Origin of the sequence: Lactobacillus sp. B4005 (genome assembly GCF_026536045.1) — a bacterium.
Taxonomy (GTDB): Bacteria; Bacillota; Bacilli; order Lactobacillales; family Lactobacillaceae; genus Lactobacillus; species Lactobacillus panisapium.
Genome location: NZ_JAFNOZ010000003.1, coordinates 149775 through 165843 on the forward strand (window position 1 = coordinate 149775; position 16069 = coordinate 165843).

Consider the following 16069-nt stretch of genomic DNA (forward strand, 5'->3'; position numbering starts at 1 on the left):
TAGTGCTTACTGACGTTTGGGCTGGTGAAAACTAAAAAAGATAATCAGAATAAAGTTTATCAATAAAGTTAAGCCAGTAGTCCAAAAGACAGTCGCATAATTAAATACTCCGGATATGGTTGACCCCATTAATGAACCAAAGACTGATCCGACTGCCTGAAAGGACTGGTTGTAACTGAAAATGCGACCAAAGCTTTCTGGTGGCGTGTTAAGAGTTAAAACCGTTTGAGCCGCTGGCAGCATTGCGGCACTGGCAATTCCCAGCAAAAAGCGCAATCCAGCTAATACCCACGGTGAATGTGTGAGTGCCATTGGAATAAAGAGGATGGCGCCAACAATTAGTCCAACGCGAAGAATCTTTAGCGGGCCAATTTCGTCCATTTTGTGGCCGATTTTAGAAGCGGCAATCAACGTACCAAGTCCCGGTGTTGCAGCAACGACACCAGCAACAAAGGCAATATTTTTACTGTTGGGCATCATTGATTTTACGTAAAGTGAAACAATCGGGTCAATTGACATGTTGGCGGCTTGAACTAACAGCGTTGTTGCGAACATCGCAATAATTAACTTAACATTAGGCAAAGTATGCATAATTTCTTTCATTGGCTTCATTTCTTCACGCGAAACCGGGGTAAATTTTTCGTGAACTAAGAAAGTTGAACCTAAGAAGACTAAAACCATTAAAAACCCAGTGATGAAGAAGGGAATTCGGTATCCCCAGGCTCCACCTAGCCAGTTACCAAAGAAATTAGATAGAATTCCGCCAAGTAAAGGTCCAACTAAGTTTCCAGCAGTTCCGGCGGTCATCATTTGGCTCATAACCCAACCGCTTTTTTGATGAGGAGTTTCACCAGCAATCAATGCGGTAGCATTATTAATGTAGCCAGAAAAAGCTCCCTGAATAAACCGCATGACAATGATGTAAATTGCATTGGGAGCAAATCCGGTAGCTGTGATAGTCAGAGCCATTACGCCTGAAGCACGCATACACATCAATTTGCGGCCCTTACGGTCAGCTAAATTGCCCCAATAAGGTGAAACTATTGCCTGGGCAATAAATGTCATTGCAAAAGCCAAGCCTGAGTAAAGACTGATTTGTAATTGACTATAATGACCAAGGTCGGCAATAAAAAGTGAAATAAAGGGCATTGTCATCGAGTAACCCATTCCTGTAATGAAACAACCTAGCCACAGGGTATAAAAGGCTTTGTGCCATCCAGCTGGCAACTTATCTGAACTTTTCAAAGTATCCTCATCTTTCCGTTTGAATTTTTAACAAAAACATTATCTTTTTTATTCTAGCACAATAAAATTGCTAAGAATTTGCAAAAAAGGGTAAACTTAGCCCCAAAACGTGATAAGATATTGTCTCTGAAAGGAAGGGTGCTGTATGAGTCAGGATTCACATATGACTAGACGTGAATATCGCAAAAAGTATGCGAATGAGAATGCTGAAACGGTTAATTCTGCTGCTACCAAAAGGCCCGCTAAAGAGAATCCGGCTGAATCACCACGAGCTGATTACCGTCACCTTAAACTAAACTTTTGGGAAATCTTTTCTGATCGGCCTTATGTCGCAGTGGCGATTGTTGTATTGGCCATCTTTTTTGTGATGGCTAAATTATGGTGGTTATTATTGCTATTAGCAATAATAGTGGCTGTCGGCATTTTCATCATCGGTCATAGCCATCACCCAGATCGTGTTCTCAGCCTGGAATTTAAAATGAAGGCTTCCAGAAAGCTTAATATGCTGCGCGCTCTGCAATTTGGTGGCTCTATTCTCATGTTTTTAGCAACTTACATGAAGAAAGTTGTCACTGTTAATTTTCCGGAAGCAGGCTCAACCGACGGCTTACAAGTTATCCAAGGCATTTTATCGAATCGTGGCGGGATTTATGGGCAACAAGGCTCATATATTCTTAGCTTGCTCAATACTTTTACTGGGGGACAACTTTGGGGCAAGTACCGCTATGCGACTAATAGTGCGCAAATGATGAATAGCAGCGCCGGCAGGCTGATTATTATTTGGGTTCTTGTGTTGATGATAGCACCAGCATTCTGCGTCATGGCACAGTTTTTCCGTGAGCCTTATTCACGAAATACGGCACTAGTCGCGTCAGTCATTGCTACCATAACTTTTATTTTGACTCCACGGCTATTGCGTAAATGGATTGTGGAATACGCGGTGGAAAACCGAATGGCTAGTCAGCAAGCACAAGCTGCAATTAGTGTTGGTCCTATGGCATACGTTGCCATACTCTGTGCAATCTTAGTTTTGGTCATTTCCATTTATCGTGTAATTAAGAAAGACCGGTTTGAATGACCAGGATTTAGTCATTTTTAACTTTAAAAATCATTTTAAAAGCACTGTAGGTGAGTAACTACAGTGCTTTTTTAGTACAACTAGATCTTGGGATAATTCTTTTTGAAATATATTTCAGCGCGCGAAACGCTTATTTCAAGTTATGAAATACTTATTCGCTTTTTCAGAAAGCGGATACAAAATGAGCAAAATCTGATATAAATATAAATAAGCTAGCTTATGAAGACAGCTCAAATTGGGCAATTTGATTAAAAAAGGAGAAAACAATGTCTGCAACTGATAAACGTTATTCTGTCGTAATTGCCGGTGGGGGTAGCACTTTTACACCCGGCTTTGTCTTAAGCTTAATTGCTAATGAGGATCGTTTTCCACTCAGAAAGCTGAAATTTTATGATAACGATGAAGAAAGACAAAAGAAAATTGGTGATGCCTGCGCAATTATCATAAAAGAACGTGCACCCCAAATAGAATTTTCGTATACCACTGATCCTAAAGAAGCATTTACTGATGTTGATTTCGTAATGGGATCAATTCGGGTCGGCAAATATAAAATGCGCAGTTATGATGAAAAAATTCCTTTAAGATATGGGGTTAATGGGCAAGAAACTACCGGACCCGGCGGGATGGCTTATGGCCTGCGCTCAATTCCAGCCATTATCGAAATTATCGACTGGATGGAGAAATATTCACCAAATGCTTGGATGATTAATTATTCTAATACTATTGCCATTGTTGCAGAAGCATGCCGACGCTTGCGGCCGCATGCAAAAGTAATCAATATTTGTGACATGCCGGTTGAAATCATGACTAGAATGGCTCAGATTTGTGGCTTAAATGATTACCATGACCTGGATGTTAATTATTATGGCCTTAACCACTTTGGCTGGTGGAAGGAAGTTCGTGACAAAAAAACTGGTAAGGATTTAATGCCACAACTTAAAGATTATATTGCTCAAAATGGTTACTGGATTGGAGGCAAATTTGATCAGGAAACCGAAAAAAGCTGGGCGGAAACATTTAAGAAAGCTAAGGATTGTTATGTACTAGATCCAGAGACTTTGCCTAATACTTACTTGCAATATTATTATTATCCGCAATATGAAGTCGCAAATGCTGACCCACAACACACTAGAACCGATGAGATCCGGGAATATCGACAAAAGATTGTCTTTGATGAATGTGCGCGCATTGTGGACGCAGGAACCGCAAAAGGTAATATCTGGGAAGCAAACGTGGAACATTCAAATTATATTGTCGATATTTGTCATGCAATTGCCTATAATACGCACGAAAAATTCTTTGCTAACATTCCTAATAATGGGGCAATTGCTAATATTGATCCTGATTCGGTGGTTGAAGTACCGTGCTGGTTTGGTGCTGACGGTGTTCAGCCAATGGCAACTGGCAGATCCGGCGAATTTGAACGTGCGATGATAATAGAACAACAAACTTGTGAGAAACTTGTGGTTGATGCATATGAACACCATTCTTATACCAAAATGTGGCAGGCGTTTGCACTTAATAAAACTGTTCCAGATGCTCTGGTTGCCAAAAAGATTCTTGACGATATGATTCTAGTAAATAAGCCATACTGGCCAGAACTTAACTAGTTAGGAGCTGATTGCTTATGATGCAGAAATTCCAAAAGTTTGGAGCGGCAATGTTCGTACCTGTACTTTTGTTCTCGTTTGCGGGAATTGTAGTAGCAATTGGTAGTCTGTTTACTAATCAAGCTGTTTTTGGTTCGCTTGCCAATCAAGGTACGACTTGGAACTCTATCTGGGATACAGTTACAGCCGGTGGCTGGACGGTTTTTAAACAGGAAGCATTGCTTTTTGTGGTCGGTTTACCAATTGGCCTAGCTAATAAGGCCAAGGGAAGGGCCGCAATGGAGTCATTAATTACTTATATGACATATAATTATTTTATTGGTGCAATTTTAACACATTGGGGTGCAAGCTTCGGTATACCTAACTTTACTAAAATTCAACTAATAGAAAACTCAACCAACCATGGCTTGACGGAAATAGCTGGTATTAAGACACTTGATACCAGTATGATTGGCGCATTGGTAGTTGCAGGAATAGTAATTTGGTTACATAACCATTATTTTGACAAAAAGCTGCCTGAATGGCTAGGAACCTTTCAGGGTTCAACATATGTTTATATTCTTGGCTTTTTTGTCATGATTCCTCTTGCCTTCATCACTTGCTGGGGCTGGCCAAAAGTTCAGCTGGGAATTAGTGGAATGCAACATTTTATCCTTAATAGTGGCGTAATTGGCGTTTGGATTTATAATTTTTTGAATCGAGTCTTAATTCCTACGGGTTTGCATCACTTGGTTTATATTCCATTTCAATATGGTCCAGCAGTAGTAGCTGGAGGTTTGCAGCCTTGGTGGTTAAAGCATCTAACCCAGTTTGCCTTAAGTACAAAGCCTTTAAAGCAATTAGCCCCGGCAATGGGCTTTCAATTATGGGGCAACGAAAAAATTTTCTTGGCTCCAGTAATTTGTCTAGCCTTTTATGTTACTGCTAAAAAGGACAAGAAAAAACAGACTTCAGCCTTATTGATTCCGGCTGCGTTAACTTCCTTTTTTGCTGGCATTACAGAGCCAATCGACTTTACTTACTTATTTGCAGCTCCTGTTTTATGGATCATTTATTCTGTTTTAGCTGCTACTATGAATACTGTAATGTTTTGTTTTGGTGTAGTTGGTAACTTTATTTTTGGAAGTATCGATATGGCAGCTGAAAACTGGATTCCTTTGTGGGCAAACCACTGGCAGACCTATTTAGTTCAATTTGCAATTGGCTTGATTTTTGCGGCAATTACCTTCTTTATCTTTAAGTTTATGATCGAAAAATTTGATTATGCGACTCCCGGCCGAGAAGCAGACAGCGAAGATGTTCATTTGTTAAATAAGAAAGAATATCAAGCCAAAAAGGCCAAGCAGCAGGCTCAAACTTCAGGTAGCTCGGCGGAAAGTGATCCCTACATTACTAGGGCTACGGCCTTTCTCGACTTGCTAGGTGGTTCCACAAACATTACTGAATTAAGTTCATGTGCGACCCGCTTGCGAGTATCTGTCAAGGATCCCGCTAAAATGGGCTCGGATGCCCAGTTTAAAGAAGCTAAAGCAATTAACGTTGTGCATCATGGCAAAGCCATCCAGGTTATTGTGGGGCTAGATGTTGCTCAAGTTCTTGAAGCTATGCAAGAATTAATAAAAAACGATCTTAATTAGAACAAAGCTCAATGACTTTAAAGCGCTTTTATAATTAAAAGTTATAATTAAAAGTTAAGTATAATGAATTAGTAACTATTTTATATGGAGCGTATTAATGTCAAAATTAAAATCCCTAATTTATCAAAATAGTAGCAAGTTGAATGATTCTGAAATACGGATCATTCAATTTGTTCTAGACAATGCTAAATTGTGTAAGAAATTGAGTCTTTCCGAATTAGCAGAAAAATTGTATGTTTCGAGATCGGCAATTTTTCGTTTGTGTAAGCATCTTGGTTTAAGTGGCTATACCGAATTAAAATTTTATTTAAATGAGGTTTGCTTAGAAAATGAGCAGAATAACAATAAAATGAACTTTGCCAATAACTTTGGAGCAGATCTGGAAAAAGAAACTGAGAATTTACGTAAATATTTTGACTCGCTTGACTTGGCCAGATTTTATACTGAGCTAAGCAATGCTAGTAACGTTTATATTTATTCAACAGGCTGGATTCAGCAAATGTTATCCAATTATTTATCGCATGAATTGTTACTTTTTGGTATTTCTTCGATTGTACTGCCTGCCGCGATTAGCGAATTGGAAATGGTGGGTAAAATTGCGCAAAAAGGGGATATGCTGTTTATTATTTCATACACAGGCGATAATAAAGAAATTAATGACGAACTAACGAAGTTTGAATTAGTTAATAATAAGTTACGTTACGTTTCTTTCACGGACTTGAAGCAGAACGAACTTGCTTCGCTTTCTGATTATAATTTTTACTATCCTACAATTAAATTTACTACTACCAAAAACGCCTCATTTATTATGGCTTATTCATTAGTTGATTTTTTGGTAAATAAGTTTGATATTTGGCGGAAAGAAAAAAGTGAACAAAATGATAAGTAAAACGAACAATTTTGTTATTAGACTTTTAGATAGAGCCCATTTAGATACCGGGAAAATTTTAAACACTTATATTGCTGCTTTAATTATCATACCGCTATTTTTTGCCGGCTTTGTTGCTTACGAAGCCAGTTTAACTGCACAAAGTTTAGCCGTGATCTTAACGGCAACTCCGATAATTGCAGTTGACATGATTATGATGATTATCAACTTTATCTTTGGCTATTATTTGTGGCTAAATAAGGAAAAAATTTTAACCGATTTACCTACTTACCGCTTTTTTATGCTGTGCCAGGCAATTGGTCAAGTCATGGCGGGTAATTTTATTTGCGTATTATTGGCTATGGGTGGACTTGTTCGCACAAATGGTATAAACCAGAAAGAGCAGAGTAATAATAAACTGATTCGGGGAGCTTCAGTAATTTTTCTGCTTATATTTGGCTTGTGTTTAATTTTGACCATTTGGTTAAGTAGTAAGAAGTAAAAGGTGATAACAAATGTTTAATTTATTTAAAAAGAAAGATTTTACGGTAAGTGCGGCGGCAGACGGCGAATTGTTGCCACTCACAGAAGTCAAAGATGAAGTGTTTTCGACTAAAATGTTAGGAGACGGTTTTGCGATTAAGCCAACAGATGGGAAAATTTATGCTCCAATTGCAGGTAAAATTACTACCGTTTTTCCCACCAAGCATGCTATCGGAATCACGGCAAAAAATAATTTGGAAATATTGGTTCATTTGGGGATTGATACGGTTGAATTAAAGGGAGAACCTTTTAATGTCTTTGTCCAAGAGGGTGATTCAGTTAAACAAGGTGCCCCGCTGGCTGAGATGGACACAGCGGCAATTACTGGAGCAAATTATGATGATACGGTGATTATTGTTTATACTAATATGGATATTATTGATTCTGTTTCACCAATTTCACCTGGTGAAGTTGAACACGGACAAGAAATTCAAACGATTAAGTTCAAGAGTTGATTTTTTAATGAATCATCAGCTTAAAATCATGATAGAATTTTAGTTATATATTAAAGCTAAAACTGCTATGATTAGGGCGAACTAGTCCTAAAATACTATGTTATTAGGTATCGAAAAGATGGTAGTAAAAATGGATTTACTGAAGTTATTAGAAAAGCAGAACTTACCCAAGAAAAATGAACAAGCTTTAATTACTGCCGCAATTTCGCAATTAAAGCAACATGAAAATGAGTATCAGGTACGAAGCAGGCTATTAATCAAATTAAGTGAGCTTGCTCGAAGCATGACGCTATCTAAGGAGGGCATTGACTTGCTTACTAAGTTAAATCAGCCAGATAAAAATGAAGATATTGCTTTATCTTCGACTACCTGGTTTTAAGCTTACTAAGTTTTTAGAGACAAAAAAGAAGAGTTTGGCAAGAAACTAGCTCTTTAAACTAAAATAAAGCGGAAAAAACATTTTTTAGTGTTTTTTCTGCTTTTTCTTGATTACAGCTTTTAATTCTTCTACCTTGATCCATGTGAGTTTTTTTGTAATAAATATGTTGAATGACTAAGTATCTCATAAGTAGAAATTAGTTCTCTAGAACTGCTAAATTAAAAAAGTGGCGCTTCTTAATATCATTGATTAAAACTATATAATGGCTTTTGTACGACTTTTGGCGTACAATGACAATGAGGTGGTAAATATGGATAGAATTGAAGCTAGAATTGATTCAGCAACTAAAAATAAGGCAAAAGCAGTACTTGCTAATCATGGTTTGACTATTTCTGAATTTGTTCGAATGACAGTTACTACTGTAGCTAACAATGGGTTACCTAAATACTATTCTTTTCCTAACCAAGAGTTAAGCAACTCTTTACAAGAAGTGACCGATGATTTAACTGGAAAAAAGAAGCTGCCAGAGGCTCATAGTTTTGAAGAATTAGAAGAAATGCTCAACTCAGATGAATAGCTGGAGCTTGAGAAATAAATGATGAAAGCAATCAAATATACTAAGGTATTTAAAAAACAGCTAAAGAAACGAAGACAGGACTCAAAATGGCATTCAGTATTTAATGGGACACTTCCTTATGAACTTGATAAACAAGAACGGAGTCCGTGGGAATTCATTATTCGTTGTTTAATTGAAGATCATAAAATACCCGATTATTTTCACCCACATGCTTTAGAAGGCTTAAATAACATAAAAAAGAAAATCAAAAAGCAGCTAAATGATGCCCAAGCAACAATAATTGTTCTGGAGCTTCATTTTGATGGCCATAGTGGTGATCATTTATTAGTTTACGTGCCTACACAAAAAACAGTTTTTCTAGCTGGAATAGGTACGCATAGTGAATTGTTTAAATAAATTATCTATAAGTAAAAACAGGCAAAACACTTTTTTCAGTGTTTTGCCTGTTTCTTTATTCAAAGAGCTAGTTTCTACTCAGACTCTTCTTTTTGTTTTACCGCTATTTAGTTATCGTTTAGCTCTGAAAAAAATGATTTCACGCGCAGCAACTAAAGGTCCTGAGCTTTGATAAATGGTGAGGCGAACGGCCTTTGCCCGCACATCGCGTAAGCCAACTACTTTATTTTTACTGTCGGCTCGCCATTTTAGGTGCTCGGCATACAAGTTGTAATTTTCACCATCCGTTGAAACAGCAACACTGATATCTGTTGGGTCGCCTTCGTGATCAATGTTACGGGGAACAAAAGTCATCCGACTTAACTTTTCAATATCATTAAAGGTAAAAGTTAATTCCAGAGGCTTATCCGGCGCAATACTCTGCTCAGTTTGCCATTCACTGGCCATCTTGAGGTCGGTCAAGTATGCGAGCGGATGGTGCGGCTTGCTATCGCAGTTGCTGGAAACGGTAATCTCCTGAATTGCATAGTCCTCGGCTGCGTGCTTAGTAATTACGCCGAAAAGATCAGACCATTCTGATACGCGATTGCCCACAACATAGCGCATTCGGATGATATAGCGGGTATTAGGCGTCAGTTCATGGAACGTAAAACTATTACCCTTAATTCCTTCGTACAGGATATTGTTAATTTCAACTTGAACTTCGTCAGCTTGTGACCAAGCGAGTTCAAATGAATGAGCTGTGATTTTGCTGGAATCAACTGAAGGAAGTTTCGGTGAGGGAATAATCCCACTGGTAATTGAATGAACCATGACTTTGCTGCTGTAAGTAAAGTTACGCACCGTCACTTCAATTTTGGTAGTCGCAATTTCACGGCTAGCAAGCTTAATTTGGAGGGCCTTTTGCTTTTGGTCATGATATTGATCAAATTCAGCTAAGGAATAGTTAGTATTATAAAAAATCCCTTCGTGCGCTAGGTTAAAGGCATCAAGCGAGCCGTAGACCTGGAGCGGAACAATTTGGTCATTTATTTTAACAATAACATTATCAGGATAAGAATCGCATAATAAAGTTAAATTGGTTCTTTGCTCTGCTTCCAGATCAGGGTATTCGCCTTTAACCGGATTAATAGTAACTGTCAGCTTTTCCTCATCAAGCTTGCTGGTAATCTGAGTCTTGCAATAGTTATGTTCAAAATCGGTTAAGCCATCATCGTCGTAAATTTCTGCCTGGCTGTTTCCTTGCGGATAAATGACATAGTCACGCTTGCCAAAATCAAAGATACTGCCACCACGGACAAAGACTGGCAAATGCCAAGTTGGGTAGGTTAAGTTATTGTAAACACGACCACCAGCATATTTTTCGCCGGTAAAAAGATCAATCCACATCGTGTGCTTACCCGGCAGGTATAAATTGTCCTTGCGGGAATTGCCTTCTTCATCTTCGCGGCCATTAGTAATAGGTGCAATTAGCAAATTGTTACCTAGCATGAACTCGGTACCGAATTGTTCGGTGTAATTAGTCCGCTCATCTGGAAAAGCAATAAATAGTGGCTGCAAGATAAGATTGCCTTCGCGTGCATGTGCATTAAGAGTGTATAAATAATTTTTCAGGCGGCTGTGCAACTGCAAATAGGCGCGGTTAATTTCCGTAATTTTCCGATTGTAAGCAAACGGTGTTTTGCTAAAGTCTCCTTGGTCATCAATGTTGAAAAGAAGGGGTGTGAATGCTTTCCATTCGAAGTCGCGAACATTAATTTGCGCATTGCCACCGCCTAAAAGGCCGTCAACTGCCGCTCCAGCAAGTGGTTGTCCTGACAAATTAGAGCCTACTAAACCGGCAACTTGAGTGGCGATACTCTCCCAATTACCCCCAACATCACCATAGATTATGGCGGCGTCTTTTTGTATACCGGCAAAGCCGGAGTTACTTAAGACCAGTGGCCGCTTGCGTTGTAGTTCTGTTTTCAGTTTCTCAGTATCCGAAGCAGTTAAGTTGGGGTTATTACTGTAAGTAAAGGCGGTTTTTGCTGGTAAAGTTGCGTCTTCTTCATGCCATAAGCCGGGATGAACGCCTTGATTTAACGCATAGTCGTTAAAAAAGGCGAGAGCTTGCTCATTAGTTGCTTGAACGCCGTAATTGGGTACAAACCAGCTTAATGGGATGTGCATGGCTTTATAACGGTCAATCATTGCCCTTGCTGAAAAGTGATAATTTTCTTCACCGTTAAGTGATGCTTTTCCCGAGGCAGAATTTTCATCGCTCGTCCGCAGATAAAAATTATTGTTAATTTTTGTTGCGTTGCGAACTGATGCTGCACTAGGCTGCCAAAGAGTGGTACAAAAATTGCCTAGATGTCCTAAGCCAAGCATATATTTAGGCAATAGGATAGGTTTTCCGGTTAGCTGATAAAATTTAGCAAGAAGTTCCTGCGGGGTGTTGCCTACCAGGTAAAAATTGTCAAAAAGTTGATCTTGGTGTGTCAACGTAGTGACGCTGTGATTTTTCTGCCCAAAATCATATGTACCGCTTTGAACAGTATTACGTAATTCACCATAGCCTGCGTTGGACCAGAAGAATGGGACTTGCGTGACAACCCCGCCGTCGCCTGTGATCTGGTCATGCTTAATTTGAATTTTCCGACCTTTATGACTAAAATAACCGTTTTGCAAACCGCCACCAAAGTAAAATTCGTTTTTATTTTGGACTAAAAATTCGCTAGTTTGTTCAGCACCAAATTCTAATGGGCTAGATTGCGACATTCTCGTTCGGTGCAAAGTTTCATCGAAGATACTCATAATAGCCGGCTTTTGCCAAAAAATAACTTGGTAATTACCCGAGTGAATAATTAATGAGTCGTTAGTTGCCCGTACCTGTGAACGCTCAAAAGCATTGTTATCAAATTTAGCTAGCTGAATAAATGAAGCTGGCTGTTCAGTGAAATTTTGTTCGGGATCAAGGATTAGACGAAAAATTCCATCGGCCAAAATGTAGAAGTGCGCCACTTCACCAGTTGCAAAGTGCAACTCATAATAGTTATCGCACTTACTTGCACCGGTCAATGCCCCTAATTGATGTCTATTTATTTGCGTGTCTTGTATCATGATTTTGCTTCCTATATAGTCTACCTATACCTATTATAACTAAAAAAACAAAACTTTCCGTACTATTTGTAATTCAACTGGTAATGACCAGTGCATTAAGCTAAAATGGACTTATAAAGACAAAGTTCGAGTTTTTAAGTGAAAGGCAAAAATTATGACGTATTATATTCATGCTGACAAGTTTTTTCTTGAAAATGTAACTGAAGATGGCGGTTACCTTGAAGTTCAAGATGATGGCAAGTTTGGTTTTTACTACCCTGAAAACGAAACCCCAACAGGTAAGATTGTTGATTATCCTGGTAAATGGATTGCACCCGGATTGGTTGATACGCATGTTCACGGTTCTTTAAAAGAAGATGTAATGGTAAGCGAATGGGATGGCATTAACCGTTTGTCTGAAGGCTTCTTGCGCTCAGGCGTTACTAGCTGGTTGCCTACTACTTATACTGCGGACGAAAATACTTTAACTAGAATTTGTCAAATGTTCGGTGCCCGTAAGGGTGAAGAAACTGGTGCTAAGATTCAGGGGCTGCACTTTGAAGGCCCATACTTTACCGCAGAACATGCTGGTGCTGAGAACCCGAAGTACTTGCTAGATCCAAGCATTAAGCAATTTAATGACTGGCGTGATCAATCAGAAGGCTTACTTAACAAAATTTCCCTTGCACCTGAAAGAAAGGGTGCGAAGGAATTCATTCGTACTGTTGTTAAAGAGGGCGTTGTCGTTTCCTTGGGCCATTCAAGTGCAACTTACGCACAAGCTAAAGCTGGTGTTGAAGCTGGTGCAACCATGTTTACGCACACTTTCAATGGCATGCCTGATCCGTCACACCATGACTCATCAATTTCAAATGCGGCAATGGACTTGCATAATGTTACTGATGAATTGATTTGTGATGGGCACCACGTGAAAAAAGAATTGGTTCGGTCATTAATTAAGATTAAGGGTGCAGAACATATTTGTTTAATCACTGACTGTATGGAAGCGGGAATGATGCCAGATGGTGACTATATGCTTGGTGAATTGCCAGTTTACGTCAAAGATGGCATGGCCCGTCTTAAGGACGGCGATAACCTTGCTGGTAGTATCTTGCAGTTAAATGTCGCTATTAAGAATGTGGTTGACTGGAATGCCGCCACCCCAGAAGAAGCAATTATGATGGCGTCATATGTACCAGCTAAAAGCGCAAATATCTTAGATAAATGTGGTTCAATTGCTCCTGATAAACCTGCTGACTTTATCGTCTTGAACCCTGATATGACATTGAGCGAAACTTACTTGAATGGTAAGTCACGCTATCAGGCAAAAAAGTAATTTAATTCATTTAAATAATTAATGGGACTAAATTCCGTTTCTTAAAGTAGATAACTCATGATTAGTTACTAATTGTGAAATTACCTAATTAAGTTTGGAATTAGTCCTTTTTTACTAAAAATTTACTACAGGCAAAATTGCATACATGATACCAAAATAATATATTGCTTCATAATGATGAAAGTTTTAATATTATAAAAACAATTGGTTTATAGACAACGAACTAAATAAATTAAAATACATGTAATATTTTTATTTATGTATTAACGATTTAGCTGAGAACACTATTAGCTAATAAAAAATAAAACGATAAGATAATTTTATTGATAAATTGAGATAAAAGAAAGTAGCTAGTATTGATGACTTAAAAAGGATGTTTTCAAGATTACTACATGTTGGGGGACTGTACATCATTTAAAAAATGCCAAATCACTAATTGATAAAGACTCACGAGAAAATGACAATGAAGGTATATTTTAAAAAACATTTTGGTGCAGTTTTATTAACATGTTTTCTTTTATTATGTAATTCAGTATTACAGGTGTATGCTGCTACTAAAATGTCGCAACTTGCTAACTATTTAATTGGAAAGCAACTATTATATTTCGGCAAAACACTCCTTATTATTTTCGCCTTGTGGGTTACAAGCTTTATTATCTCTTTACTTGAAAGTTATGTTCAAGAAACCGTAACCCAAAATATGTTAACTGATATTCGAGCAGAAGTTACCAATAATATTGTTGAATTAACACAGTCTGAATTTAAGAGCAAACCTGTTGATTATTATGAATCTTATTTACAGAACGATACCAACATGATACAAAAAGAAGGTATTGATACCTTTTTTCTGATTATCCGTTTTTCTGGGAATGCAATTTTCTCCCTAATTGCTTTATATACTTATAATATTTGGCTTTTTATTGCTGCTATTGTTTTGGTGATTATTATGATTATAGTCCCCAAGATTTGTAAAAATTATTTATCAAATGGAATTAAGGGTGTTTCAGAAGCGAATGAACAATTTTTAAAAATTACAAGTAGTGGATTACACGGATATGAAACTTTATATGCATTTAATGTCTTAGGAGAATTAAAAAAATTAGTTAGCAGAGGTTCAAACTTACTAAAACAAGCAAATGTTAAAAATACTGTTAGGCGTTCAATAATAGGTATAGTTACTGGAGTAATAAATATTGGAAGTCAATTAATAATTATTGGTATTACGGGCTATCTCCATTTCAAGGGTTTGTTAACAGCAGGGGCCATATTGGCTACTGCAGAATTAGCAACAAAGGTTTTTGATTCTACTAATATTGTTGATCAATACTTTTCTCAGTTATTATCAACAACTAGTTTGTTTGAAAAATTTGCCAAATTAGTTCCTTCTAGGAAGCTGATGCGTAATACTCAAAGTTTTGCTACTATGAACTTCCCCAAGGAGTTTGTATCCCTGTCATTTGAAAATGTTTCCTTTTCTTACCCTGGCTCAAAAAACCAGATACTAACCGATTTTTCTTTTACTTTTAATAAAAATAACTTTTATAAGCTAAATGGAAAATCAGGTCGTGGAAAAAGTACACTTTTAAAACTTGCAACTAATCAATTACAGCCTCAAAAAGGTAAGGTGCTTTTAAACGGAATTGATATTAAAACGATACCTCAAACTGTAATTAATAATATTATTGTTTATGTACCACAGAATGTTACGATATTTCCGCAATCAATAGATTATAATATTAAATTAGGACGTAATATTAGTGGTAAATTGCTAGAAAAGGTCAAGAACAACTACAAAATTGACAATAACTGGAACCCAGATTCATTATCTGGTGGAGAACAACAAAGAGTTGCCTTAGCACGTATACTTGATCCTAAAGGCAAACTAATCTTATTAGATGAAAGTTTTTCAAATATTGATCTTAAATCAGCTAAAGATATTTTGAATAATTTACTTAGCCATGTCGAAACTGTCATAGTAGTATCACATAGAAATGAAGAAATAGATTCTCAAATTTTTAAAGCAGTTGATATAAAATAACTGTTAATTGTTTTGTGAATAATATGGTAGGGCTCACTATGTTGATTATTTACTTAAAGATACTTGTTTACGATTGTAGAGTTTTTAATTAAGATTGATAACCAGCTCAGATAAGAGAAATGCTGAATCTATGGTCAAGTTAATCGGTATAACAAGACATTACATTAGAACACATACTTTTAAATGATATAATTGTCGTAACTAGTAGGGTCCAGGCTATAAGAGAGGAGTAAAAATAATGGTTAGTCCAAAGCAATTAGAAGAAGACATTAAAAATGTGGACTATGATCAGATTAACAAAATGATTGACAACTCGACTAATCAAGTTGATACCAACTTTTGGCTAGCAATCCGTGACCGCGCTACAATTAAGACAGAAACAGAAAATTAATCGTAAAGATTTTATCAGATGAGCATAGACCTTTATATGTTCGCAGGAGTTAATGGAGCTGGGAAATCAACTTTGTATAGCTCAATAGTTGCGAGTGAACGACCAAAAATTGGCGTGCTAATGCTGATAAAATTGCCCGTGAAAACCACTGAGATTGGCGCGACCCTGTAAGCAACTTGAAAGCAATGAGAATTGAAGTTAAAAACATTCATTCTTTTATTGCTAATAAACAAAGTTTTAATATGGAAACTACTTTAGCTTCTTCTAAAAAACCTATGTAAACATTTTAAGATTAGCTGAGGTATAGGTCGATACCAAGCTTGGTGACAGTATTCTCACTCCTATACGCGTGGGCGACATGGTTATGCCGTTTAAAGCGGCAATATTGATGGCTTCTTAGGGAAAATCATGTTTCCACATACGGCCTTTTAA

At 37.4% G+C, this 16069-nt stretch carries 14 protein-coding genes; 12 read left to right on the forward strand and 2 right to left on the reverse strand.

Annotation, left to right across the window (positions count from 1 at the left end):
- Positions 1-6: 6 nt before the first annotated feature.
- A complete protein-coding gene (locus tag J3U73_RS07960) occupies positions 7-1245 on the reverse strand; it encodes an MFS transporter (protein ID WP_220268650.1) in 1239 nt (412 codons plus the stop codon).
- A 145-nt stretch (positions 1246-1390) separates the two neighbouring features.
- Between J3U73_RS07960 and J3U73_RS07965 the strand changes: the two genes are divergently transcribed.
- From J3U73_RS07965 to J3U73_RS08005, 9 genes are all read left to right on the forward strand, one after another.
- Positions 1391-2323: a cytochrome C5 gene (locus J3U73_RS07965; RefSeq protein ID WP_220268649.1), complete on the forward strand. Its 933-nt coding sequence runs from the start codon at positions 1391-1393 to the stop codon at positions 2321-2323.
- A gap of 266 nt (positions 2324-2589) precedes the next feature.
- The gene (locus J3U73_RS07970) at positions 2590-3933 is read left to right on the forward strand and encodes a 6-phospho-alpha-glucosidase (protein WP_220268648.1); all 1344 of its coding nucleotides are present in this window, start codon (positions 2590-2592) and stop codon (positions 3931-3933) included.
- A 17-nt stretch (positions 3934-3950) separates the two neighbouring features.
- A complete protein-coding gene (locus tag J3U73_RS07975; RefSeq protein WP_220268647.1) occupies positions 3951-5570 on the forward strand; it encodes an alpha-glucoside-specific PTS transporter subunit IIBC in 1620 nt (539 codons plus the stop codon).
- Between the two features lie 97 nt (positions 5571-5667).
- Positions 5668-6459 (forward strand): MurR/RpiR family transcriptional regulator, encoded by a 792-nt coding sequence (locus J3U73_RS07980; RefSeq protein WP_220268646.1) that lies wholly within the window; start codon positions 5668-5670, stop codon positions 6457-6459.
- Positions 6449-6940, forward strand: coding sequence for a hypothetical protein (locus tag J3U73_RS07985; protein ID WP_267393610.1), 492 nt, complete (start codon positions 6449-6451; stop codon positions 6938-6940). The genes J3U73_RS07980 and J3U73_RS07985 overlap by 11 nt, the downstream gene beginning before the upstream one ends.
- A gap of 13 nt (positions 6941-6953) precedes the next feature.
- Positions 6954-7436, forward strand: coding sequence for a PTS sugar transporter subunit IIA (locus tag J3U73_RS07990; protein ID WP_220232437.1), 483 nt, complete (start codon positions 6954-6956; stop codon positions 7434-7436).
- Between the two features lie 130 nt (positions 7437-7566).
- Positions 7567-7815, forward strand: a complete 249-nt coding sequence (locus J3U73_RS07995) for a hypothetical protein (protein ID WP_220234902.1) — start codon at positions 7567-7569, stop codon at positions 7813-7815.
- A 310-nt stretch (positions 7816-8125) separates the two neighbouring features.
- A complete protein-coding gene (locus J3U73_RS08000) occupies positions 8126-8392 on the forward strand; it encodes a type II toxin-antitoxin system RelB/DinJ family antitoxin (RefSeq protein ID WP_220232435.1) in 267 nt (88 codons plus the stop codon).
- An 18-nt stretch (positions 8393-8410) separates the two neighbouring features.
- Positions 8411-8788, forward strand: a complete 378-nt coding sequence (locus tag J3U73_RS08005; protein ID WP_267410098.1) for a type II toxin-antitoxin system YafQ family toxin — start codon at positions 8411-8413, stop codon at positions 8786-8788.
- Positions 8789-8899: 111 nt separating this feature from the next.
- On the opposite strand, the gene J3U73_RS08010 is transcribed toward J3U73_RS08005, so the two are convergent.
- Positions 8900-11893, reverse strand: a complete 2994-nt coding sequence (locus J3U73_RS08010; RefSeq protein WP_267410099.1) for a TIM-barrel domain-containing protein — start codon at positions 11891-11893, stop codon at positions 8900-8902.
- A 154-nt stretch (positions 11894-12047) separates the two neighbouring features.
- On the opposite strand from J3U73_RS08010, the gene nagA reads away from it, so the two are divergent.
- From nagA to J3U73_RS08025, 3 genes are all read left to right on the forward strand, one after another.
- Complete coding sequence (gene nagA / locus J3U73_RS08015; protein WP_103752507.1) at positions 12048-13208, forward strand: N-acetylglucosamine-6-phosphate deacetylase; 1161 nt, start codon at positions 12048-12050, stop codon at positions 13206-13208.
- Between the two features lie 463 nt (positions 13209-13671).
- Positions 13672-15246 carry an ATP-binding cassette domain-containing protein gene (locus tag J3U73_RS08020; protein ID WP_267410100.1) on the forward strand — a complete coding sequence of 525 codons (1575 nt, stop codon included), beginning with the start codon at positions 13672-13674 and terminating at the stop codon, positions 15244-15246.
- A gap of 238 nt (positions 15247-15484) precedes the next feature.
- The gene (locus J3U73_RS08025; RefSeq protein ID WP_220268640.1) at positions 15485-15637 is read left to right on the forward strand and encodes a hypothetical protein; all 153 of its coding nucleotides are present in this window, start codon (positions 15485-15487) and stop codon (positions 15635-15637) included.
- Positions 15638-16069 lie beyond the last annotated feature (432 nt).

Coding starts and splice junctions, on each gene's coding strand:
- J3U73_RS07965 (WP_220268649.1), top strand. CDS start 1,391: ATGAGTCAGGATTCACATATGACTAGACGTGAATATCGCAAAAAGTAT.
- J3U73_RS07970 (WP_220268648.1), top strand. CDS start 2,590: ATGTCTGCAACTGATAAACGTTATTCTGTCGTAATTGCCGGTGGGGGT.
- J3U73_RS07975 (WP_220268647.1), top strand. CDS start 3,951: ATGATGCAGAAATTCCAAAAGTTTGGAGCGGCAATGTTCGTACCTGTA.
- J3U73_RS07980 (WP_220268646.1), top strand. CDS start 5,668: ATGTCAAAATTAAAATCCCTAATTTATCAAAATAGTAGCAAGTTGAAT.
- J3U73_RS07985 (WP_267393610.1), top strand. CDS start 6,449: ATGATAAGTAAAACGAACAATTTTGTTATTAGACTTTTAGATAGAGCC.
- J3U73_RS07990 (WP_220232437.1), top strand. CDS start 6,954: ATGTTTAATTTATTTAAAAAGAAAGATTTTACGGTAAGTGCGGCGGCA.
- J3U73_RS07995 (WP_220234902.1), top strand. CDS start 7,567: ATGGATTTACTGAAGTTATTAGAAAAGCAGAACTTACCCAAGAAAAAT.
- J3U73_RS08000 (WP_220232435.1), top strand. CDS start 8,126: ATGGATAGAATTGAAGCTAGAATTGATTCAGCAACTAAAAATAAGGCA.
- J3U73_RS08005 (WP_267410098.1), top strand. CDS start 8,411: ATGATGAAAGCAATCAAATATACTAAGGTATTTAAAAAACAGCTAAAG.
- J3U73_RS08010 (WP_267410099.1), bottom strand. CDS start 11,893: ATGATACAAGACACGCAAATAAATAGACATCAATTAGGGGCATTGACC.
- nagA (WP_103752507.1), top strand. CDS start 12,048: ATGACGTATTATATTCATGCTGACAAGTTTTTTCTTGAAAATGTAACT.
- J3U73_RS08020 (WP_267410100.1), top strand. CDS start 13,672: ATGAAGGTATATTTTAAAAAACATTTTGGTGCAGTTTTATTAACATGT.
- J3U73_RS08025 (WP_220268640.1), top strand. CDS start 15,485: ATGGTTAGTCCAAAGCAATTAGAAGAAGACATTAAAAATGTGGACTAT.